Origin of the sequence: uncultured Jannaschia sp., from assembly GCF_947503795.1 — a bacterium.
Lineage (GTDB): Bacteria > Pseudomonadota > Alphaproteobacteria > Rhodobacterales > Rhodobacteraceae > Jannaschia.
In genome coordinates this window covers 254551-276218 of sequence record NZ_CANNEZ010000002.1, presented here as the reverse complement: position 1 = coordinate 276218, position 21668 = coordinate 254551, and the positions used below count along the sequence as shown (strand labels likewise).

Here is a 21668-nt window from a genome sequence, read left to right as displayed (position 1 = left end):
TTAATATTGCTTGGAGAATGGGCGGGTGAGGTCGTGTAGAATATGACAAGCCTTATTTAGAGCGCCAGCCCGTTCAATGTCAGACAGTGCGCGTATCTGGTTGAACGCCACTCCCTTGAAAAACACTTGGTCAAGTGCGAGTCTATAATTCTCGAAATCTTCTAGATAGGCTTGCTCTACACCCTTCTTCTTCTCGAGGATCCGCATTGGTGTTGAGTTTACTGAGAAGTTCCACGAATGCTTCCGTAAAGTCGTCAATACTATCCACGCGAATTTCCGGCTCTTTCCATCGTAGATCGTCAGATGAGGAGTCCCGTCTGGATACTGTGGTTTATGCCAATAGTCGCCGATCCCCGAAATCTCTATTCCAAGATATACGGTGTTCTGTTCCCGAGGCGCATATGCGTCAGAAAAAAAAGTTCTGGGCCCGCGGACAATCATCTGCCCTACGTCCTTCTCAAGCAAGGAATTGCTAACGTTCTTCTTCGCATCATAGGGGCCGCGGAGTGTTACATGAGACGGCCTGGCAGCATCAGGCTCGCAGATGATTCTCATGACGTCTAGCATCCGTGCAACTCGCAAGTCTGAAAAACCTACTGCGACGAAGAACATCAGATCACCAAGTAGCGCATGTAGTCCGTCTCACCCGCAATATCCGAGATGATGGAGAATATGTGATCCCCAAATTCGTCAGCTTTTGAGAATGCGACTCTCTTATAGTCCGTCGACTGAAACTTATCCATCAAATCAGATTCTGGCACATCAGTCTCTTCAAGAAACCAGTCATATAGATCGAATGCTGCGGAGAGATTGCCTTGCGTGCTTAGCCTGCCTTCGCAAGCTGTTTCCAGACGCTGTCGAGGAGTGTTCTTGCACATACTCACCAGGTCTGGCTTCCTGAAGCAATTTCGGTTTGCAACTATGAGCGCGACCGAACCGAAGCAAGTTAACATACGGCTGAACTTCAGCTTGAAGTTTTTTGTTTTCTGTTTAATTCTCTTTGTAGATCCGTCATTGGGCTGGTTCCGCCGGTGCTCATAATTTAGGCACAGCGTCTTCCAGAACCGTAATATGTCATTTATTAAGAATGTAGGGCTGAATTCTTGCTTATGGTCAGGGTAATCTCGAAAGTATGACGCGATTACATCTTCTACAATCCTAAGGTACACATGTTCGCCATGTACACATCTGCTTTCAAGCAGCAGGAGCATACGTGTCGTAAAAAAGTTGAGATGATCATCGTCACGCCCGCCAAGGTTCGTTAGAATGTCGTCCTTCTGGACAACCCTCAGATACTCACCATCATTAGAAAATTTAGGGAATTCGAGCTTGTCGGCCACATCTATTAGATGCGCGAATAAGCGCAGCGACTTAGTCCTTCGCTCTGCCATAGAGTCGAGAGAGCCATCATGAACGAAAAACAAGTCGATATCAGAGTGAGCGGAAGCTTCTAAACGCGCGTATGAGCCAGTCGCGAAGATCGCTAGGTTAGGAAATGCGTCGACAGCGGGAGATCTCTCTAATTTTGAGGATAGCTGTGCGAGCCTCATCGACGAATTATTACTTTTTCTCGTCACAATATTCATCATAAGCTTTCACGTATGGTCGACAGCATATTCACATGGATGAAGTGATCTTCAAGCCGTTTCTCTCTATATCCCCCCATTCACCTCCACCAAGTTCCCCTCCGGGTCCTCCAGGTACACATGCCGCAGTCCCGGGATGGCGAACTCGCTGGTCACCGAGTGCTTCACCCCCGCCGCGCGGAGCCGTGCGATCACCGCGTCGAGGTCGGGGACGTTGAAGGCCACGTGGCCGCCGACGGACGGGTTGAAGGCGAGGTCGTTCTTCTCGGCGAAGCTCTCGTCCGGGGCGATCAGGTGGAGGCCGGAATGTCCGTCCCGCCCGTCGCCCAGCAGGGCCAGCTTGTCGGGGTCGCCCGGCAGGTAGCCGCGGGTCTCGGGGAAGGTCCAGGGACGCTCCTTCATGCCGAGGATGTCGGTGTAGAACGCCGCCGTGCGCCGCACGTCGCGCGCCTCGAGGTTCACGTGATGGATGCTCCAGCCCATGCCGATCCTTTCGCTGATCGGCGCAGGCTAGCCGCTCGGTGCGCGGACGCCTAGGCCCCGGCCGTCCGGGTCAGAGCCCGTCGCTGAGCGCGTCGCCGAGGTTCTCGCTGTCCTGGACGAATCCCTTGGCCGTCTCGCACCCAGCCAGCCCGAGGGCCACGGCCAGCACGAGGGCCGCGCGTGTCAGACGGGCCATCAGAAGAGGTTCCCGCCTTCGTTCTCGGCCACCTCGTCGGCGACGATGGCGCCCGCGGCCCCCACGGCGACGGCGGCGCAGCCCGAGAGGACCGGCAGGATGAGCGTAAGTGCGAGGATCTTGGTGAGACGGAGCGACATGGCGGCTCTCCCTGGGGTTGATGCCTGACGGAAACGATAGCGCGGGGCGCGCGGTTCCGCCATGGCGCGACGCGGGCGGGCCCCGGATCGGACGTGGATCACCGGGCGGCGCGGTCCTACATAGGGCGGCGAAGGAGACGCCCATGACCAACCCGCTTCTGTCCGACTGGACCGGCCCGCACGCCCTCCCGCCCTTCGACCGGATCGAGGACGACCACTTCGCGCCGGCGCTGGAGCAGGGCATGGCCGAGGGACGCGCCGCGATCGCCGCCATCGGCGCGACCGAAGCCGCGCCGACCTTCGCCAACACGATCGAGGCGCTGGAGCGGTCGGACCGGACGCTCGACCGGGTGGCGGGCGTGTTCTACAACCTCGCCGGCGCCGACAGCACCCCCGCCCGCGAGGCGCTGCAGCGCGAGATGGCGCCGAAGCTCTCGGCCTATTCCTCCGAGATCACCAACGACGCAGCGCTCTTCGCACGGATCGAGGATCTCTGGGCGCGGCGCGACGATCTCGACCTGACGGACGAGCAGGCCCGCGTGTTGATGCTGACCCGCCGGGGCTTCGTGCGCGCGGGGGCGGCGCTGAAGGGCGAGGCGGCCGAACGCCTGACGGCGATCAAGGCGCGGCTGGCGACGCTGGGGACGGCGTTCAGCCAGAACCTCCTGGCCGACGAGCGCGCATGGTTCATGGATCTCTCCGAGGACGACCTCGACGGGCTGCCGGATTTCGTGAAGGACGCCGCCCGCGCCGCCGGCGCCGAGCGCGACCGGCCCGGCCCGGTGGTGACGCTCAACCGCTCGCTGATCGTGCCGTTCCTGCAGTTCAGCCCCCGCCGCGACCTGCGCGAGCGGGCCTACGAGGCCTGGACCGCGCGGGGTGCCAATGGCGGCGAGACCGACAACCGCGCCATCGCGACCGAGATCCTCGCCCTGCGCGAGGAGCGGGCGCGCCTTCTGGGGTACGACAGCTTCGCCGAATACAAGCTCGAGACCGAGATGGCGGGCACGCCCGATGCCGTCCGCGACCTGTTGATGCAGGTCTGGCATCCCGCACGCACGGCCGCACTCTCGGATGCCGAGCACCTCGCCCGCATGGCCCGCACCGATGGCGTCGTCGGCCCGCTGGAGCCGTGGGACTGGCGCTACTATGCCGAGGCCCGGCGTGCCGAGTTGCACGACCTGAACGAGGCGGAGCTGAAACCCTATTTCCAGCTCGACCGTATGATCGAGGCGGCGTTCGCGGTGTCCCGCCGCCTCTTCGGGCTGGAGTTCGAGCGTCTGGACACGCCCGCCTACCACCCCGATGTCCGCGTCTGGGAGGTCACGCGGAACGGCGAACATGTCGCGGTCTTCATGGGCGACTATTTTGCGCGGCCGTCCAAGCGGTCGGGCGCGTGGTGCAGCGCGATGCGGTCCCAGTCGCGGCTGGACGACGACGTGCGCCCGGTCGTGGTCAATGTGTGCAACTTCGCCAAGGGCGAGCCGGCGCTCCTGTCCTACGACGATGCGCGGACGCTGTTCCACGAGTTCGGCCACGCGCTGCACCAGATGCTGTCGGACGTGACCTACGGCTCGATCTCGGGGACCAGCGTGGCGCGTGACTTCGTGGAACTGCCCAGCCAGCTCTACGAGCATTGGCTCGATGTGCCGTCGGTGCTGGCCGAGTTCGCGACCCATGCCGAAACGGGCGAGCCGATGCCGGATGCGCTGCGCGACCGGCTGCTCCGGGCCTCGACCTACGACATGGGGTTCGCGACGGTGGAATACGTGGCCTCGGCGCTGGTCGATCTCGCCTTCCATGACGGGCCCGCGCCCGCCGACCCGATGCAGAAACAGGCCGAAGTGCTCGAGACGATCGGGATGCCCCGCGCGATCCGGATGCGCCACGCGACGCCGCATTTCGCGCATGTCTTCTCGGGCGACGGGTATTCGTCGGGCTACTACAGTTACATGTGGTCGGAAGTGATGGATGCCGACGCCTTCGCCGCCTTCGAGGAGGCGGGCGATCCGTTCGACCCCGATCTGGCGAAGCGTCTGGAGGCCGACATCCTGTCGCGCGGCGGGTCCGAGGACGCGGCCGCGCTCTACACGCGGTTCCGGGGGCGGCTGCCGGGGGTCGACGCGCTCCTGAAGGGGCGCGGCCTCGACGACGCGGCCTGATCGCTTGGTGCGGCGCGGTCCCTTCGGGGCCCGCGCCGCACCGGCGGCCCTCAGGCGAGGGCGAGGATGAATTGCTCGAAATTCTCGGGGTTGCGCCGGGCCTTCTTCGGCTCGTCGCGCGCCAGCGCCAGCACGTTGTCGATCGAGTAGGGATCGCCGGTGACGTCGTGGTCGCGGCTCCAGTCGTGGAACAGCTCATGCGCGAGGATTCCCGCGCGCTCCCGCTCGGTCGCCGCGAACCAACGCGGGTAGAGCTGGAAGATACGCGGTGTCGCCACGCCCCCCGAATTTCGGCCGCGGGTCGTCGCTTTCGACGCCTTCGACTGGCTCCGCAGGCGGATGCGCAGACGGCCCTCGGTGGTCCGCCGATGCGCCCGCTGCAGACGCCGCCGCACCAGCCGCATCTGGCGTCGCGTGACGTCGCTGTCGCCGAAATAACGGCAGATCACGGCGTCGTTCTTCCACGCGGCCTTCTTGTTCTTCAGCCGGTTATGCGCGAACACTGCTTCGATGCGGCGCTTGCCCAGCCCCAGCAGGCGCCCCGCCTCGTCGGCGGCCTCCTGCACCTCGTCCATGACATCGGTCTCGTCGGTGATGTCGCCGTCGTTGTCCTCGGCGACGATCTCGTCCAGCACGCCTGCATCGACGAACCGGATCTTCGTGCGAACACCCATCTCAACCTCCTGAATTTGCAAAGGGTGATCCTCGGATAGCGGCGGCCCGCGCGTCGTCGTAGTGATGGATTCCCGACCTTGACCGAAAGCCCGCCATGCCCCTGACCGCCGCCCAGGCCGATGCCATCATCGCCGCCACCCGCGCCGTTGCCGCCGCCGAGATCGCGCCGCGCTTCCGCAATCTCGACGCGGGCGATGTCGACGCGAAATCCACGTGGGACGACCTCGTGACCGTGGCCGATACCGCCGCAGAACGCGCCCTGACCGCGCAGGTCGAGGCGATCCTTCCGGGCGACCGCGTCATCGGCGAGGAGGCCGTCAGCGCCGATCCCGGCCTGCTCGACCGGGTGGGCGAGGGGCGCGTGACGATCATCGATCCGATCGACGGGACGTGGAACTTTGCCCATGGCGTCGCGAATTACGGCGTCATCGTCGCCGTGCTCGAGGACGGCGAGACGGTCTGGGGCCTGCTCTACGACCCATCCTTCGACGACTGGGTGGCGGCGCATCGTGGCGGCGGGGCCGTCCATGTCCGGGCCGGGCGCGCGCGGCCGCTGCGGACCGAGGCGGCGGATGCGCCGCTCGACACGCTGCGCGGCAACACCGGGCTCTACCACTTGCCGCAAGGGATCCGCGCGGACATCGCGGCGACGGCACCGTCATTCCGGCGCATGACCTCGCAGGGCTCCAGCCTGCACGAGTATCGCTGCATGGCGACCGGGGCGTCGGATTTCTGCCTCAACGGGATGCTGAACGTCTGGGACCATGCGGCCGGTGCGCTGATCCTCGACGAGGCGGGGGGCTGTTCGCGCACGCTCGACGGCACGCCTTATGCGCCGACGATGCGCGAGGGGTATCTTCTGAATGCCCGGTCTCCCGCGCTCTGGGAGCGGCTGGCCGAGACCTTTCGCGGGGCCTTCGACGACCTGCGGGTCTAGTCCCGCACCTCTCCGGGCGCCACGCCCCAGAGGCGGCCCGTCTCGGCCCAGCCCGCGGCGCCCTCGACTTGAACCTCGCACCAGCTGCCGTCGCATTCGCCCAGCCAAGCCACCACGCCCGGCTCCAGCCGCGCCGACACGGGCGCATCGGGCCGCGGTCTGCGGCGCAGGTCCAGCACCGTCTCCTCGACGATCACGGTCCGGTTGCCCGACAGAAGCGAGTAATGCATCCAGCCGCCCGCGCCGTCGCGGTCCTGCACACGGCGCCAGTGGCCGTATTCGTCCACGACCCGCAGCGGCATGTGGCGGCGCTTGAACACCCAATCGATCCGGTGCGTGCCCGACGGCCCGCGCCGGGCATAGCCCTCGGATGCCTTCATCGACACGAAGCGCGGCAGGTCCATGCCCGTCACCGGGCCCTTTTCCGCCGCGATGGCCCCATGGGCCGAAAGGACGGCCAGCGCCGTCCCGATCATCCAGTTCCGCATGACTGCCCGTGCCTCACTGTCTCCGCCGGGGTCTGACCGCCCCTTGCGCGTGGGGGACACCATGCCATCATGCCCGCCCGGACCAAAGCGGAGACCGCCCCCCGATGCCAACGAAGCGCCTGAGTGTTGTCGTGACGCGACGCCTGCCCGCCCCGGTCGAGGCCCGGCTGTCGGAGCTGTTCGACACGACGTTGACCGACAGCGACGACGTGATGTCGCGCGACGCGCTCGCGCAGGCGATGCAGGGGGCCGACATCCTCGTGACCAGCCTGACCGATACCGTCGACGCCCCGCTTCTGGCCGGGGCGGGCGACCGGCTGAAGCTGATCGCGAATTACGGCGCCGGGGTCGATCACATCGACGTCGCCACCGCTCGTCAGCGCGGCATCCTCGTGTCGAACACGCCGGGTGTGCTGACCGAGGATACCGCGGACATGACCATGGCCCTGTTGCTGGCCGTGATGCGTCGGATGCCCGAGGGCATGGCGCGGATGCAGGCCGGCGACTGGGCCGGCTGGGCGCCCGAGGCGCTGCTGGGCTCGCGGCTTCGGGGCAAGGTCCTGGGTATCCTCGGGATGGGCCGGATCGGGCAGGCGGTGGCCCGCCGCGCCCGCGCCTTCGGGATGGAGGTCCATTACCACAACCGCCGTCGCCTGCATGACGGGCTCGAAGGGCCGCTCGAGGCGACCTATCATGACAGTCTCGACCGGATGCTGACGCTGGCCGATGTCGTCTCGGTCAACTGCCCGCACACGCCGTCGACCTTCCACCTTCTGGGCGCGCGCCGCCTCAAGCTGCTGCGCCCTTCGGCGGTCGTCGTGAACACCTCGCGCGGCGAGGTCATCGACGAGAACGCCCTGACCCGGATGCTGCGCGCGGGCGAGTTGGCGGGCGCGGGGCTCGACGTCTACGAGCGGGGGCAGGGCGTGAACCCCCGCCTGCGCGAATTGCCGAGCGTCGTCCTGATGCCCCACATGGCGTCGGCCACGCGAGAGGCGCGGCTGGAGATGGGCGACCGCGTGCTGGTCAACATGCAGACCTTCGCCGACGGTCACCGACCCCCGGACCTCGTGGTGCCGTCGATGCTGTGAGGGGATCAGGGTCTTGCAAGACCCTGTCCGCATCCTTGCAAGGATGCGGTCACTCGATCAGCCGCATCTCGTCGCGGTTGCAGAAGATCACATACTGTCCGCCGTTCCGGACGGCCCGGAAGCCGCGGCGCAGCACCTCCGACTCGAAGGCGTGGCGCCCGACGATGCGCTCCACATCGCGCACCTTGCGGCGAACCACCCCGCCGTCGATGGCGGCCTTGGCCGAGAACAGATGTCGCAGCCAGATTTCGGGCTCGACCACCGAACTCGGGATACGACGGGGAGACAGGGGGTGCTGAATCATGCCGCTACGCTGCCGCACCTCCCCCTTAGGATTTGCTAATCCCCAAGCTTCGCGTGCACCTCGTCGAGATCGACCTCGCCCAGCGGCATCTTGTTGCCCGGGTTCTCGAAGTCGTAGCGGAAGAGCTTGAAGTCGCGGTGGTAGATCTCCCAGACGAGATGCATCGACAGGTCGTCGAAATAATCCTCGACCGGGTGCGCGCGCTTGGGTCCGTGGCCCTCGCTCTCGTTGAAGCGGGGCACTTCGGCCAGATCGACGGGCACGGGTGTCTCGATATGATCGAGCACCGTCTGCATCCCCTCGTTGAACGTCTCGGTGAAGACGATGTGGTCGTAGCGCCCGCCATTGGCCACGAAGGTGCCGACATGGCCCGCCATTGCCGACCAGTGGATGTCGGGATCCATCGGGCGGCGGAACCGGATCGTGTCGCGCGCGAACAGAAGGAACCGGCGGAAGGACGCGATCTGGTCGAACTGGAAATCGTCCTCGGGCGAGCCGACCTCAACCCCGTATTTCGCCGCAAGCTGCGGCACCAGCTTGCCGCGGTAGCGCTTTCCGTTGCGCTGGATGCCGGCGATCTTGTCGAAGAAGGACGACAGGATGCGGGTGTAGGGGTTCCGCACGCAGGTGAACGCATAGGATTTGTGCGCCTTGGCGTTCGCGGCGATCAGCGGCTGGCTCTCCTCCTGCGCCCATTTGTGCAGGCCGGCGGTGCTGTCATGGATATCGCCGTCGAAGAAGCGGCCATGGTCGGAATAGAACATGATCTGCCCGATCGACGAGCAGGCGCATTTCGGCACGACGCGGTACACGACGCTCTCGCTTTCGGTCATCCAGGTGCCCGGAAACCCCATCTTCACACGTCCCCTGTCAAATCCTCGGCATCAAAGCCGCATTGTCCGGTTTCTTCAACGCCCCCGCGACGGTATTGCGATGCCGATGTGACCGAATTTGGATTAAGATTGGCTCAATGGCGAAGATCGCGTTCATCCTGCTCTGTCACAAGGATCCCGAAGCCGTCATCCGGCAGGCCGAGGGTCTGACGAAGGCAGGCGATTACGTCGCGATCCATTTCGATGCCCGTTCGCCCGGCCAGGCCTATGCCGCGATCGAGGCGGGGCTGCGCGACAATCCGAACGTGGCCCTGGTGCGCAAGCGGATCAAATGCGGCTGGGGGGAATGGTCGCTGGTGCGCGCGACGCTGGCCACGATCGAAACCGCCATCGACGCCTTCCCGCGCGCCACGCATCTTTACATGCTCTCGGGCGACTGCCGCCCCATCAAGTCGGCCGAACATGCCCGCGCGATGCTCGACGCCCGCGACGCCGACTATATCGAGAGCTTCGACTACTTCACCTCCGGCTGGATCAAGACCGGCATGAAGGAGGAGCGGCTGATCTATCGCCACTATGTCAACGAACGGACCAACAAGCGCGCCTTCTACGCGATGCTGGCCGCGCAGAAGGCGCTCAAGCTCGATCGCGCGATCCCCGAGGGGATCGACATGATGATCGGCTCGCAATGGTGGTGCCTGCGCCGCGGCACGATCGAGCGCATCCTGGCCTTCTGCCGGAAGAACCGCGCCGTGATGCGGTTCTTCGCCACGACCTGGATCCCCGACGAGACGTTCTTCCAGACCCTCGTGCGTCACCTCGTGCCGCGCGCCGAGATCGAAAGCCGCACGCTGACCTTCCTGATGTTCACCGATTACGGGATGCCCGCGACCTTCTACGACGACCATTACGACCTGCTGCTCAGCCAGGACTTCCTCTTCGCGCGGAAGATCTCGCCCGAGGCCGAGGAGCTGAAGGAGCGGCTGGAGAGCCTCTGGACCTCGGGGCGAACAGCCTTCCCGATCGCGGGCGATGGTCGCCGCCTGTTCCAGTTCCTGACCCAGCGCGGTCGTGTCGGCCGCCGCTTCGCCCCCCGCTTCTGGGAGCGCGAGAGCTCGCTTGGCCGCGACCGCGAGCTCATCGTGCTGGTGTGCAAGAAATACCACGTGGCAAAGCGCTTGGCGGAGAGCCTGCGCCAGCATCAGGTCATCCCCGCGCTCGACTACATCTTCAACGAGGATGACAGCCCGATGCCCGATCTCGGCGGCATCGAGACGAACCTCGCCAAGCGTCACCGACACCGGCGCGCAATGCTGCGGATGCTGTTCCGCCAGATGGAGACGGACCGTCTCGCGATCTGCCTCGATCCTGCCGATTTCGAGCTGCTGGAGGAGTTCTATGCCGACCGCACGACGATCCGCACGCTGCTGGTCGACTGCGCCTATGACGAGGGCTACCTGCGCGGCCACGCCCAGCGGATCGGCCTTCTGGGGGACCAGACGCCCGATGCCACGATCGAACGCCTGATGCCGACCGTGGCTCAGGATTTCGTCACCGAGATCACCCGCATCCGCGAGGCGGACCTGCCGGACATCCACCGCCTCGTGGAAGGCACCCCAGAGGCCGAGATGGCCACCGTGCTCGAGACGGTATTCGGCACCGACCGCGACACCGCCGAGGCGTTGGCCCGCACGCCGCATCTCTTCGACGATTGACCGCCGCGGCGCGCATCCCCGACGCCGCGATGGCCGCGCGCAACAATGCCGACCTTCATGCGGCGATCTTCGCCTGTCATGGCCGTGCCTTCACCCGGACGCCCGGCGCCTTCGTGGCCGAGGCCGCGCCGCCGCCGCTCTTCGCCCATCTCGTGACGACCGATCCGGGGGCCGATCCCGCGCCCGGCATCGCGGCGCTGCGCACGCGCTTCGGCTGCATCGCGGTCAAGGACAGCTTCGCGCGGCTGGACGCTGCGGCCTGCGGCCTGCGCCCGCTCTTCGAGGCGCAATGGATCGCGCATCCCCCGCCCCGCGCCGCGTCGGACCCTTGGCATCGCGTCACCGATGTCGCGACGCTCGCCCGCTGGACGGAATCGGGCGGTCCCGACCTGCCGGCGACCGCCCTGTCGCACCCGGACCTCGCCGTCATGGCGCGGTTGGAAGGCGACCGGATCGTCGCCGGATGCCTCGTCAACCGCTCGCCCGACTGTGTCGGCCTCTCCAACGTCTTCGGGCCCGCCGCGTCGTCGACCTGGGCCGGGGCCGCCCGCGCCGCCGGGGCAATCGCCCCCGACCTGCCGGTGGTCGGCTATGAGCGGGATGCCGATCTCGACCATGCCCGCGCCGCCGGGTTCGCGCCGCTCGGCGCGCTGCGCGTCCTCGTCTCCGCGTGACGCCGTTTCCCCCGACCCGCCGCCGCGCTAGCCTTCGTCCAAAGGAGACCGCCCATGCCCCAGACCTATGACGATCAGAACGTCTTCGCCCGCATCCTGCGCGGCGAGATCCCCAATTCGACCGTCGCCGAGACCGATCACACCCTGGCCTTCGCCGACATCACCCCGCAGGCGCCGGTCCATGTCCTTGTCATCCCGAAGGGCGCCTATATCGATTACGCGGATTTCCACGCCAATGCCTCGGATGCCGAGATCGTGGACTTCCACCGCACCTGCGCGCGCATCTGCGCCGAGAAGGGCGTGGCGCCGGGTGCCGACGGGGCGGGGTTCCGTGCTATCTCGAACGCCGGCGAGCACGCTGTGCAGGAGGTGCCGCATTTCCACCAGCACCTGATCGGCGGTCGTCCGCTGGGTCGAATGCTCGCCCGCGCCGATTGACGCCTGCCGCGACGGCACGCCGCGCGGCGCCCCCTTTCGGTCGCGGCGTCGCGGTCCCATCTTGATGCCGTGCCACGCCCCCCGGATACCCCCGCATGATCGCATTCGTCGCCATGGCGCTCCGCTGGAGCCTGCTCGGCTTCGCGCTGGCCTTCGTGCTGCCCGCCGCGATCGCGGGGCTCTGGTGGGCAGTGCAGGATCGCCCCGGCTCATGGCGCGACGCCGATTGGGGGCCGTCCGGCGTGCTGCCGCCCGCCACGACCGTCCCCGGCGCCGCGATCCGCGTGCTGTCGGCGCGCACCGGTGGGCCGAAGGGCGCGCTCTCGGTCCATAGCTGGATCGTCCACAAGCGCGCGGGCGATGCGCGCTGGACGCGACACGACGTGGTCGGCTGGGGCGCACCCGTGCGCCGCGACGCCTACGCCCCCGACGCGCGCTGGTACTCGAACGCACCCTATGTCGTCGGCGCGCTCGACGGTGCCGACGCCGCCGCAGCGATCCCCGCGCTCGAGCGGGCCATCGCGGACTACCCGTTCGCGGGCCGCAACGCATACGTCATCTGGCCGGGGCCGAACTCGAACACCTTCGTGGCCCATCTCCTCCGCGCGGTGCCCGACCTCGGCGTCACGCTGCCGCCCCACGCCGTCGGTCGCGACTACCTCGGACCGGGCTGGCAGGCGGTGCGCGACGCGGGCGGCGACCTGCACGTGTCGTGGAATGGTCTTGCCGGGCTGGCGCTCGGGCCGCGCGCGGGGATCGAGCTGCACCTGCTGGGCCAGGCCGTCGGGCTCGACCTCCGTCGTCCCGCACTGAAGCTGCCGGGGATCGGCCGGCTGGGCGTGCCGCCGATCGCCGACGCCGCCGTCGCGGCACCCGGCTGAGGCCGGCGCGCGAGGTCGCCAACGGGCCGCGCCTTGCCGGGAATCGCATTGCGCCCCGAAGCCGCCGCCGATACCCCTGACGCCGACGACGCCCCCAACGCCCCGGGGGCCGGACAGGTGGCCGCGATCCCGTGCCGACCCAGATCGGGGGCCGGGGGCGGCATCGTCTTCGACCCGGCATCCGGGGGCCATTCGCACGAGGTCCCGATGCGCGCAGTTCTCGCCTTCTTCCTGACCACGGCCTCGGCCGCCGCCCATCCCGGCCATATCGGCGAACTGGCCGGTCACGACCACTGGGTGCTCGGCGCGGGCCTCGGCGCGATTGCGCTGGCGGGACTGGTCGGATGGCTCAAAGGCGGCAAGGACACGCCCGAGACCGAAGCCGAGGACGAGGACACCCCCGAGGAGCAGCCCGCATGACCACGGGCGTCATGATCTGCGGCCATGGCAGCCGCTCGCAATCCGCCGTTGACGAGTTCGCCACCCTGGCCGAGCAGCTGCCCGCGCATCTGCCCGCCGACTGGCATGTCGATTACGGCTATCTGGAATTCGCCAACCCCGTGATCCGCGATGGGCTCGACCGGCTGCGCGCGAAGGGCTGCGACCGCATCCTCGCCGTGCCGGGCATGCTCTTCGCGGCGATGCACGCCAAGAACGACATCCCCACGGTGCTCAACGCCTATGCCGCGACCCATGGCATCGACATCCGCTACGGCCGCGAGCTGGGCGTGGACCCCAAGATGATCGCCGCCGCCGCCGCCCGGATCGAGGCGGCGCTGTCCGCCGCCGATGCCGCGGACGGCGTGGTCGCACGGCACGATACATGCCTCGTCGTGGTCGGCCGCGGCGCCTCGGATCCCGATGCCAACGGCAACGTCGCCAAGATCGCCCGGATGCTGCACGAGGGGCTCGGCATGGGCTGGCTCGAGATCGGCTATTCCGGCGTCACCTTCCCGCTGGTCGAGCCCTGCCTGACCCATGCCGCCAAGCTGGGCTACAAGCGCATCGTCGTCTTCCCCTACTTCCTCTTCTCCGGCATCCTGATCGACCGGATCTACGGCTTCACCGACCGGGTCGCCGCCGCCCATCCCGGCACCGCCTTCGTCAAGGCGGGCTATCTCGGCGACCATCCGCAGGTCCTCGCCACCTTCGCCGAGCGCGTGCTGGAACAGACGGGCGCCAACCCGCCGCCCAATTGCGGCATCTGCGCCTATCGCGAGCAGGTGCTTGCGCTTGAAGGGGGCCGCCACGTCCACATCCGCGCCGAGGACCGCAATCACCCGGCCTTCGCCGACACGCCGCCGCCGACCTGCGTGCTCTGCAAGTACCGCACCGCCGTCCTGGGCTTCGAGGCCGAGGTCGGCGCGGTCCAGGAAAGCCACCACCACCATGTCGAGGGGCAGGGCGCCTCGGCCCCCGGCTCCAACGTCGCGGATTGCGCGCTTTGCGACACGTTCTGCACCGGGATGTGCCGGCTGGAGGCCCAGGCGCAGCATCACCACCACCATCACCACGGCGATCACGACCATCATCACCACGATCACGCCCATCCCGAATATCCGCACGCCCACCATCCGCACGGACCCGAATCCGCGCGCCGGACGGTGAAGACCTGATATGACCACCCTCGCCATGTCGTCGTCCCTGACCTGCGGGGCGGACCGCGCCAAATTGCTCGCGGCCAAAACGTGAGGCCCTACGAGCGCGACCCGAAGGCGATCTACGCCGCCTCCTTCGCCACCGTCCGGCACGAGGCCAATCTCGACCGCTTTCCGGCCGACGTGGCCGAGCTGGCCGTGCGCGTCATCCACGCCTGCGGCATGATCGAGGTCGCCGACCGGCTGGCCTATGCGCCCGATGTCGCGGCCTCCGGCATCGCGGCGATCCGCGCCGGTGCGCCCGTCTATGCCGATTGCGAGATGGTCGCCTCGGGGATCACGCGCCGCCTCCTGCCCGAGGGCACCGAGATCCGCTGCACTCTGAACGATCCCCGCGTGCCCGACATGGCCGCCGAGAGCGCCACAACGCGATCGGCCGCCGCCGTCGACCTCTGGGACACCGGGGGCGCGGTCGTGGCCATCGGCAATGCACCCACCGCGCTCTTCCGGCTCCTCGAACGGCTCGACGAGGGCGCGCCGCGCCCGGCCGCCATCCTCGCCTTTCCCGTGGGCTTCGTCGGTGCCGCCGAGTCCAAGGCCGAACTGGCCGAACGCCCCCGCGGCACGCCGTTCCTCACCCTGCGCGGCCGCCGCGGTGGCTCGGCCATGGCGTCGGCGGCGGTCAACGCGCTGGGCATCCTCGCGGCGGGGGGTATCCAGTGACCGGATCGGCCGATAACCACCCAATAACCATGTCGCCCGCCCCGTCCTCTGGCCGGAAATACCTCGGGGGAGCCGAAGGCGGGGGCAGCGCCCCCATCGGTGCCAGCGCCGGACTGTCCCGTGCCTGACGCCCCCTGGCTCCATATCGTCGGCATCGGCGAGGACGGCCTCGACGGTCTGACCCCCGCCGCGCGCACCGTGGTCGAGACGGCCGAGATCCTCGTCGGCGGCGACCGTCATCACGACCTTTCCGCCGCCGTCTCGGCCACCCGCGTGGCGTGGCCCAGCCCGTTCGATGCGCTGGTCGAGACGCTCTTGTCGTTCCGGGGGCAGCGCGTCGTCGTCCTCGCCACCGGCGACCCGCTCTGGTTCAGCGTCGGCGCCCGGATCGGCCGCGCGATCCCGCCGGGCCAGATCGCCTATCACCCCCAGCTCAGCGCCTTCCAGCTTGCAGCCGCGCGGATGGGCTGGTCGATGGCGGATCTGGAGACGCTGACCGTCCATGGCCGCCCGGTCGAGCAGATGATCGCCTTCATCCAGCCCGATGCGCGGCTGCTGATCCTGACCACCGGCGCCGACACCCCCGCCCGGATCGCGGCCTTCCTGACCGCGCGCGGCTTCGGCGACAGCCCCATGACCGTGCTGGCCAATATGGGCGGTACGGATGAGGCGCGGTTCGACGGCATCGCCGCGGGCTGGGACCACGAGGTGCCCGCCTTCAACACCCTCGCCGTGGACTGCCGCGCGGCGCCCGACGCGGCGCTTCTGCCGCGCGTGCCGGGGCTGGCCGACGACCTCTTTCGCTCAGACGGCACGATGACCAAGCGCGAGGTCCGGGCCGCCACGCTGGCCAAGCTGATGCCGATGCGCGGCGCGCTTCTCTGGGATATCGGCTCGGGCTCGGGCTCGGTCGGCATCGAGTGGATGCGCGCCGCCCGCTCGGCGCGTGCCATCGGGATCGAGCCACGCGCCGACCGCCGCGCCATGGCCGCCGAGAACGCGCTGGCGCTGGGCACGCCGCGCCTCGACCTGCGCGAGGGCACGGTGCCTGACGCGTTGCACGGCCTGCCCGCGCCGGATGCCGTGTTCATCGGCGGCGGCCTGTCCGAGGCGACCTTCGACGCCGCCTTCGCCGCACTGCGCCCGCTGGGGCGGCTGGTGGCCAACGCGGTGACGCTGGAATCCGAGGCGATCCTCGCGGCGCTCCACGCGCGGCATGGCGGCGACCTCGTCCGGATCGCGGTCGACCGGGCCGAGCCCGTGGGCGGCTATCGCGGCTGGCGCCCCGCCATGCCGGTCACGCAACTGAGCCTCGTGAAGCGATGACGGGCACGCTCTATGGCGTGGGTCTCGGGCCCGGCGATCCGGACCTCATCACCCGCCGGGCCGCGCGGCTTATCGAAGGCGCGGCGGTGGTCGCCTATCCGAGCCTCGCGGGCGGCGACAGCCTCGCGCGGGCGATCGCCGCCGACCTGATCCCCGAGGATGCGCGCGAGATCCGCATCGACGTGCCGATGACCACCGACCGCGCCCCCGCGCAGGCCGCCTATGACACCGCCGCCGCCGAGATTGCGGCGGCGCTCGACGCGGGAACCGACGTCGTCTGCCTGTGCGAGGGCGATCCGTTCTTCTACGGATCCTTCATGTATCTCTTCGCGCGGCTGCGGGACGCGCACCGGGTCGAGATCGTGCCCGGCGTCACCTCCGTCACTGCCTGCGCCGCCGCCGCCGCCCTTCCGCTCGCCGCCCGCAACGAGGTGATGACGGTGCTGCCCGGCCCGCTGCCCGACGGCGCGCTCCGGGCTCACCTCCGCGCCGCCGATACGGTGGTCTGCATGAAGGTCGGTCGTCATCTGCCGCGCTTGCGCGCACTTCTGGAAGCCGAGGGCCTCCTGGCGTCGGCGACCTATGTCGAACGCGCCACGCTGGGCGCCGAGCGGGTGATGCCCCTCGCCGACGCCCCCGAGGCCGCGCCTTATTTTTCCATGATCCTGATCGCGAAAGGAGCCGATCCGTGGCTCACGCCGTCGCCCTGACCGCCCCGCCTATCGTCCTCGCCCTCAGTGCCGCGGGTGAGGCCACGGCCCGCGCCGTCGCTGCCGCCCTCGACTGCCCCCTTCACGGCCGGGAGGGACGCACGCAGGCCGAGATCACCTTTCCGGATGCGCTGGTCCATGCCCGCGACCTGTTCGCCGCGGGGCACGCCGTCATCGGGGTTTGCGCTTCCGGCATCCTGATCCGCGCCGTGGCCCCGCTTCTGGCCGACAAGACGACCGAGCCGCCCGTGATCTCCGTCTCCGACGATGGCCGCGTGGTCGTACCGCTGCTCGGGGGGCATCGCGGCGCCAACCGCTTGGCCCGCCGCATCGCCGAGGCGCTGGGCGGAGCGGCGGCGGTCACCACGGCGGGCGACGTCGCCCTCGGGGTGGCACTCGACGAGCCGCCGTCGGGCCACCGCCTCGCCAACCCCGAGGACGCAAAGCCCGTCATGGCCGCACTCCTCTGGGGCGGCGGCGCGCGGACCACCGGCGAGGCGCTCTTCGACCTGCCCGAGGGCGATGCCGTCGAGATCGCGGTGACCGAGGCCCCAATGGCGGGCGGCCCGGCAACGCTCGTTTACCATCCGCAGCGCCACGCGCTCGGTGTCGGTTGCGCCCGCGACGCGGACCCCGAGGAGCTTTGGGAGAACGTCTCGGCCGTCCTCGACGCGGCGGGCGTGGCGCCGGGTGCCGTGGCATCGGTCAATACCCTCGACCTCAAGCTTGACGAGCCGGCCATGAATGCGCTCGCCGCCCGTCTCGACGTGCCCTTGCGCGCCTTCACCTCGGCTGAGCTGGCCGCGATCGACGTGCCCAACCCGTCGGACGTGGTGCGCGCCGAGGTCGGCACGCCCTCCGTCGCCGAGGCGTCGGCCCTCGCGGCGAGCGGCGGCACACTGGTCCAGTCCAAGCGCAAGACCGCGAATACCACCGCTGCGCTCGCCCGCGCGGCCGACCCGATCACCAGCCCGCCCGGCCGCCCCCGCGGCCGCGTCTCCATCGTCTCCATCGGGCCCGGCCAGTCGGCCTGGCGCACGCCCGAGGCCAGCCGCTTGGTGCAGGAGGCCGAGGAGCTGATCGGCTACGGGCTCTATATCGACCTTCTCGGGCCGCTGGCCGCCGGCAAGCCCCGCGCCGACTTCCCGCTGGGCGGAGAGGAGGCCCGCTGCCGCCACGCGCTGGAGCGCGCGGGCGAGGGGCGGAACGTGGCGCTGATCTGCTCGGGCGACGCTGGCATCTACGCGATGGGCGCGCTGGTGTTCGAGTTGATGGCGCGGACCGATGACAGCGCCGTCACGGATGCCGCCCGCCGCGTCGAGGTGGTCTGCACCCCCGGCGTCAGCGCGCTGCAGGCCGCCGCCGCCCGCGCGGGCGCACCTTTGGGCCACGATTTCTGCGCCATCTCGCTCTCGGACCTGCTGACCCCGCGCGAGGATATCGTCCGCCGCCTGCACGCCGCGGCCGAGGGCGATTTCGTCATCGCCTTCTACAACCCTGTCTCCAAGCGCCGCCGCACCCTTCTGGCCGAAGCGCGGGACATCCTTCTCGCGCATCGCCCCGCCGATACGCCGGTCCTCCTGGCCTCGTCGCTGGGCCGGCCCGAGGAGACGCTGCGCTACCGTCGCCTCGACGCGCTCGAGGTGGACGAGGTCGACATGCTGACCGTCGTGCTGGTCGGCTCGTCGAACACGCGTCTGGTGCGCACCGGCGACGGGATGCGGATGTTCACGCCCCGCGGCTATGCCCGGAAGATGTCGGGCGGCGACCTTGCCGGGGCCGCGTCGTGACGCGCTCAGCGATAGTCTTGGGGCGTAAGCGTCCCGCCCGCTGCAAGCTGCGTCTCCGCACCCGGCACGACATCCGTGTTCTGCGCCGACACGCAGGTCCAGCCGTCCGCACGCAGCGCGAGCACGAAGCTCAGGATCGTGGTCCGCGCCCGGGCGCGCCCGCCATTCGGCATCCGCTGGCCGCTCAAGGACATGCGCGCATGGATCACCGCCACGTCCCCCATCTCGCGGATCTTGATCCGGCCGGGGGCCAGGCGCGTCTCGGCGAAGAAGCTCTCCAGCGCGTAGGCATGGGCGCGCGCGATGGCGGCGCGGTCCTCCCACCAGATGCCCACCACGTTCACGAAATCCGCGTCCTCGGCGAAGAGCGCGGCGAGCCCCGCGCCGTCGCGCGCCATCCAGGCGGCGACGAAGGCGGGCACGAAATCGTCTGGGGCAGGCACCATCACGGAAGGCTAGCGGCATGATCGTCCATTTCATAGGCGCAGGGCCGGGCGACCCGGAGCTTCTGACGCTGAAGGCGCAGCGCCTGATCCGCGAATGCCCCGTCTGTCTCTATGCCGGGTCGCTGGTGCCCGAGGCGGTCGTGGCCGAGGCGCCCGCTGGCGCGCGCATCCTCGACACGGCCCCGATGACGCTGGCCGAGACCCATGCCGAGATCGTGGCCGCCCACGCGCGCGGCGAGGACGTCGCCCGCGTCCATTCCGGCGACCCGAGCCTTTACGGCGCCATCGCCGAGCAGATCCGCCTCCTGCGGCGCGACGGCATCGCCTACGACATTTGCCCCGGCGTGCCCGCCTACGCCGCCGCCGCCGCCGCCCTGGGCCAAGAGTTGACGGTGCCCGAACTGGCGCAGTCGATCGTGCTGACGCGGGTCAGCATGAAGTCCACGTCCATGCCGCCGCGCGAGACGCTGGAGAATTTCGCCCGCACCGGGGCGACCCTGGCGATCCACCTCGGCATTCGTGCCCTGCGCGAGATCGAGCGTGTTCTGGCGCCGCATTACGGGCCCGATTGCCCGGTCGTGATCGCCTACCGCGTCGGCTGGCCAGACCAGACCTTCATCCGCGGCACGCTGGCGGACATCCATGCCAAGGTGCGCGCCGAGAAGATCACGCGCACGGCACTGGTCATGGTCGGTCCGGTGCTGGGCGAGGTTTCGGACTTCAAGGATTCCGCCCTCTACGATCCGGCCATTCCGCACGTCTTGCGACCCCGCGCCCGGGGCTGATGCAACCTTCACGCGATTTTCACGTTTGCCCTGCAGGATATGCTAGTCTGCCGCGGGGAATCGGCCGTGGCCGACGCACGAGACGGGGGAAGATCGCATGTCGCAGCCTGATTTCTACCACCTGCCCAAAGAGGTGCGGGACGGTCTGATCGCCGCCCGCGCGCGTCACCAGCGCGCGACCGGCGGCCGCCTGCGCGTTCAGGTCGGCGACGACTGGTATCCGATCCGATCCTGCGACGATACCGGCTTCGAGGTGGGTCTCGACGCCGCGCCCAAGCTGCGCGGCCTGGTTGAAATCCACGACGGCCCGCGCGTCGTTCGCAGCGCGCTGATCGTCGCCGGCGACCCCAACGGCGACGCCATGCGCTACGAGTTCAAGCGCGTGACCGCCGCCCGTCAGACCGCGCCCCTCGACTACGAACGCGATGGCGAGGCGCCGGCAGGTTTGATCACCGTCCGCTGAGGCCGCATGCCCTCGGAATCGGGGATCGATCCTCGGATCCTCCGGTCGATATGGGCGCCCTCAAGTATCGCTAACGCATCCGCCTCGCGTCATGGGAATGGCAACCACTCGGCCGGGCAGGCGTGTCCCTGACCTGCGAAGTGCGCCGATCGCGATTCTTCTCGGTTCTGCACGTCCATGGCCCCGCTCCGACATGGCGGCACCATCCCGGTCCGCCGCGCCCGAGCCGGTCCCGAAGCGCGGACGCGGCGCTGCAGCCTGGTCTAACCCATGGCACGTGCGATGCCGTCCGCGATTGTACCGTCACATCCCCGCGCTTGACCCGCCTCGGCGCGGATCGCATCACGGGGGGCAACCCAAGCGGAGGCCCCTATGCGCACAGTCTACGTCAACGGCGAATACCTCCCCGAGGACGAGGCGAAGATCTCGATCTTCGACCGGGGGTTTCTCTTCGCGGACGGGGTCTACGAGGTCACGAGCGTGCTGGACGGCAAGCTGATCGACTTCCCCGGCCATGCCACCCGCCTGCAGCGCAGCCTCGACGAGCTCGAGATGGCGAACCCCGCCACCACCGACGAGCTGCTGGCCATTCACCGCGAGCTGGTCGCGCGGAACGGCATCGGGGACGGGCTGGTCTATCTCCAGATCACCCGCGGCGCGGCCGACCGCGATTTCGCCTATCCCATGGATGCCACCCCCACGATCGTGCTCTTCACGCAGGCCAAGCCGGGGCTCGCCGACAACCCCGTGGCGAAGACCGGCATCAAGGTCATCTCGATCCCCGACCGGCGCTGGGGGCGACGCGACATCAAGACGGTGCAACTGCTCTACCCCTCGATGGGCAAGATGGCCGCCAAGGCCGAGGGTGCCGACGACGCCTGGATGGTCGAAGACGGCGCCGTCACCGAAGGCACGTCGAACAACGCCTATATCGTCAAGGGCAACACCATCGTGACGCGGCATCTGGGCGAGGAGATCCTGCACGGGATCACCCGTGCGGCCGTGCTGCGTCTGGCGGCGGAGGCGCAGATGAAAGTCGAGGAACGGTCGTTCACGATCGAGGAAGCGCGCGCGGCCGACGAAGCGTTCGTCACCTCGGCCTCGACCTTCGTGATGCCCGTGGTCGAGATCGACGGCGCGCCGGTCGGGCAGGGGACGCCCGGCCCGGTCGCGGCACGCCTGCGGGAAATCTATCTCGACGAAAGCCGCAAGACGGCGCTCTGA

The 21668-nt window shown here is 68.4% G+C and carries 26 protein-coding genes and 1 pseudogene; 16 read left to right on the top strand and 11 right to left on the bottom strand.

Annotation, left to right across the window (positions count from 1 at the left end; translation table 11 throughout):
• The 6 genes and pseudogenes from Q0833_RS13890 to Q0833_RS13870 form a co-directional block, all read right to left on the bottom strand.
• Positions 1–612, bottom strand: a complete 612-nt coding sequence (locus Q0833_RS13890; RefSeq protein ID WP_298435968.1) for a hypothetical protein — start codon at positions 610–612, stop codon at positions 1–3.
• The gene (locus tag Q0833_RS13885; protein WP_298435966.1) at positions 612–1340 is read right to left on the bottom strand and encodes a hypothetical protein; all 729 of its coding nucleotides are present in this window, start codon (positions 1338–1340) and stop codon (positions 612–614) included. Before Q0833_RS13885 ends, Q0833_RS13890 begins: the two co-directional genes overlap by 1 nt.
• Before the next feature lie 9 nt (positions 1341–1349).
• A pseudogene (locus Q0833_RS17890) lies at positions 1350–1550 on the bottom strand (nucleotidyltransferase domain-containing protein); the annotation flags it as partial.
• 102 nt (positions 1551–1652) lie between these two features.
• Positions 1653–2069 carry a VOC family protein gene (locus tag Q0833_RS13880; RefSeq protein ID WP_298435963.1) on the bottom strand — a complete coding sequence of 139 codons (417 nt, stop codon included), beginning with the start codon at positions 2067–2069 and terminating at the stop codon, positions 1653–1655.
• A gap of 70 nt (positions 2070–2139) precedes the next feature.
• Positions 2140–2265, bottom strand: a complete 126-nt coding sequence (locus Q0833_RS13875; RefSeq protein WP_298435960.1) for an entericidin — start codon at positions 2263–2265, stop codon at positions 2140–2142.
• Positions 2265–2405, bottom strand: coding sequence for a hypothetical protein (locus tag Q0833_RS13870; protein ID WP_298435957.1), 141 nt, complete (start codon positions 2403–2405; stop codon positions 2265–2267). The genes Q0833_RS13875 and Q0833_RS13870 overlap by 1 nt, the downstream gene beginning before the upstream one ends.
• A 143-nt stretch (positions 2406–2548) precedes the next feature.
• Between Q0833_RS13870 and Q0833_RS13865 the strand changes: the two genes are divergently transcribed.
• On the top strand, positions 2549–4567 hold the full coding sequence (locus Q0833_RS13865; RefSeq protein ID WP_298435916.1) for a M3 family metallopeptidase: 2019 nt from the start codon (positions 2549–2551) through the stop codon (positions 4565–4567).
• A 50-nt stretch (positions 4568–4617) separates the two neighbouring features.
• Here Q0833_RS13865 and Q0833_RS13860 read toward each other — a convergent pair whose 3' ends face one another.
• Positions 4618–5241, bottom strand: a complete 624-nt coding sequence (locus tag Q0833_RS13860; protein WP_298435913.1) for a M35 family metallo-endopeptidase — start codon at positions 5239–5241, stop codon at positions 4618–4620.
• Between the two features lie 95 nt (positions 5242–5336).
• Here Q0833_RS13860 and Q0833_RS13855 point away from each other — a divergent pair, with 95 nt between their 5' ends.
• Positions 5337–6179: an inositol monophosphatase gene (locus Q0833_RS13855; protein ID WP_298435910.1), complete on the top strand. Its 843-nt coding sequence runs from the start codon at positions 5337–5339 to the stop codon at positions 6177–6179.
• On the opposite strand, the gene Q0833_RS13850 is transcribed toward Q0833_RS13855, so the two are convergent.
• The gene (locus Q0833_RS13850; RefSeq protein ID WP_298436886.1) at positions 6176–6655 is read right to left on the bottom strand and encodes an SH3 domain-containing protein; all 480 of its coding nucleotides are present in this window, start codon (positions 6653–6655) and stop codon (positions 6176–6178) included. The genes Q0833_RS13855 and Q0833_RS13850 overlap by 4 nt on opposite strands.
• Before the next feature lie 116 nt (positions 6656–6771).
• On the opposite strand from Q0833_RS13850, the gene Q0833_RS13845 reads away from it, so the two are divergent.
• Entirely contained in the window at positions 6772–7758 is a 987-nt protein-coding gene (locus Q0833_RS13845) for a D-glycerate dehydrogenase (RefSeq protein ID WP_298435907.1), read from the top strand.
• A gap of 49 nt (positions 7759–7807) precedes the next feature.
• On the opposite strand, the gene Q0833_RS13840 is transcribed toward Q0833_RS13845, so the two are convergent.
• Entirely contained in the window at positions 7808–8062 is a 255-nt protein-coding gene (locus Q0833_RS13840) for an N-(5'-phosphoribosyl)anthranilate isomerase (protein WP_298435904.1), read from the bottom strand.
• 35 nt (positions 8063–8097) lie between these two features.
• Positions 8098–8916 (bottom strand): sulfotransferase family protein, encoded by an 819-nt coding sequence (locus Q0833_RS13835; protein WP_298435902.1) that lies wholly within the window; start codon positions 8914–8916, stop codon positions 8098–8100.
• A gap of 116 nt (positions 8917–9032) precedes the next feature.
• On the opposite strand from Q0833_RS13835, the gene Q0833_RS13830 reads away from it, so the two are divergent.
• The 10 genes from Q0833_RS13830 to cobJ all read left to right on the top strand — a co-directional run bounded on the left by Q0833_RS13830 (position 9033) and on the right by cobJ (position 18750).
• Entirely contained in the window at positions 9033–10610 is a 1578-nt protein-coding gene (locus tag Q0833_RS13830) for a DUF5928 domain-containing protein (protein ID WP_298435901.1), read from the top strand.
• The gene (locus Q0833_RS13825) at positions 10607–11284 is read left to right on the top strand and encodes a hypothetical protein (RefSeq protein ID WP_298435898.1); all 678 of its coding nucleotides are present in this window, start codon (positions 10607–10609) and stop codon (positions 11282–11284) included. The genes Q0833_RS13830 and Q0833_RS13825 overlap by 4 nt, the downstream gene beginning before the upstream one ends.
• 54 nt (positions 11285–11338) lie before the next feature.
• The gene (locus tag Q0833_RS13820) at positions 11339–11722 is read left to right on the top strand and encodes an HIT domain-containing protein (RefSeq protein ID WP_298435895.1); all 384 of its coding nucleotides are present in this window, start codon (positions 11339–11341) and stop codon (positions 11720–11722) included.
• 95 nt (positions 11723–11817) lie between these two features.
• The gene (locus Q0833_RS13815) at positions 11818–12603 is read left to right on the top strand and encodes a DUF3750 domain-containing protein (RefSeq protein WP_298435892.1); all 786 of its coding nucleotides are present in this window, start codon (positions 11818–11820) and stop codon (positions 12601–12603) included.
• Positions 12604–12810: 207 nt separating this feature from the next.
• A complete protein-coding gene (locus tag Q0833_RS13810; RefSeq protein ID WP_298435890.1) occupies positions 12811–13023 on the top strand; it encodes a DUF6732 family protein in 213 nt (70 codons plus the stop codon).
• The gene (locus tag Q0833_RS13805; protein WP_298435887.1) at positions 13020–14219 is read left to right on the top strand and encodes a sirohydrochlorin chelatase; all 1200 of its coding nucleotides are present in this window, start codon (positions 13020–13022) and stop codon (positions 14217–14219) included. Before Q0833_RS13810 ends, Q0833_RS13805 begins: the two co-directional genes overlap by 4 nt.
• A gap of 72 nt (positions 14220–14291) precedes the next feature.
• Positions 14292–14924, top strand: a complete 633-nt coding sequence (locus Q0833_RS13800) for a precorrin-8X methylmutase (protein WP_298435885.1) — start codon at positions 14292–14294, stop codon at positions 14922–14924.
• Between the two features lie 120 nt (positions 14925–15044).
• Positions 15045–16250 (top strand): precorrin-6y C5,15-methyltransferase (decarboxylating) subunit CbiE, encoded by a 1206-nt coding sequence (gene cbiE, locus Q0833_RS13795; RefSeq protein ID WP_298435883.1) that lies wholly within the window; start codon positions 15045–15047, stop codon positions 16248–16250.
• A complete protein-coding gene (gene cobI, locus Q0833_RS13790; protein ID WP_298435881.1) occupies positions 16247–16960 on the top strand; it encodes a precorrin-2 C(20)-methyltransferase in 714 nt (237 codons plus the stop codon). The genes cbiE and cobI overlap by 4 nt, the downstream gene beginning before the upstream one ends.
• Positions 16957–18750, top strand: coding sequence for a precorrin-3B C(17)-methyltransferase (gene cobJ, locus Q0833_RS13785; protein WP_298436883.1), 1794 nt, complete (start codon positions 16957–16959; stop codon positions 18748–18750). Before cobI ends, cobJ begins: the two co-directional genes overlap by 4 nt.
• A 5-nt stretch (positions 18751–18755) precedes the next feature.
• Here the strand turns inward: cobJ and Q0833_RS13780 are convergent, their stop codons facing one another.
• The gene (locus tag Q0833_RS13780; protein WP_298435879.1) at positions 18756–19196 is read right to left on the bottom strand and encodes an SgcJ/EcaC family oxidoreductase; all 441 of its coding nucleotides are present in this window, start codon (positions 19194–19196) and stop codon (positions 18756–18758) included.
• Between the two features lie 17 nt (positions 19197–19213).
• Here Q0833_RS13780 and cobM point away from each other — a divergent pair, with 17 nt between their 5' ends.
• From cobM to Q0833_RS13765, 3 genes are all read left to right on the top strand, one after another.
• Complete coding sequence (gene cobM / locus Q0833_RS13775; protein WP_298435876.1) at positions 19214–19981, top strand: precorrin-4 C(11)-methyltransferase; 768 nt, start codon at positions 19214–19216, stop codon at positions 19979–19981.
• A gap of 97 nt (positions 19982–20078) precedes the next feature.
• Positions 20079–20444 (top strand): hypothetical protein, encoded by a 366-nt coding sequence (locus Q0833_RS13770; RefSeq protein WP_298435873.1) that lies wholly within the window; start codon positions 20079–20081, stop codon positions 20442–20444.
• Positions 20445–20816: 372 nt separating this feature from the next.
• On the top strand, positions 20817–21668 hold the full coding sequence (locus tag Q0833_RS13765) for a D-amino-acid transaminase (protein WP_298435871.1): 852 nt from the start codon (positions 20817–20819) through the stop codon (positions 21666–21668).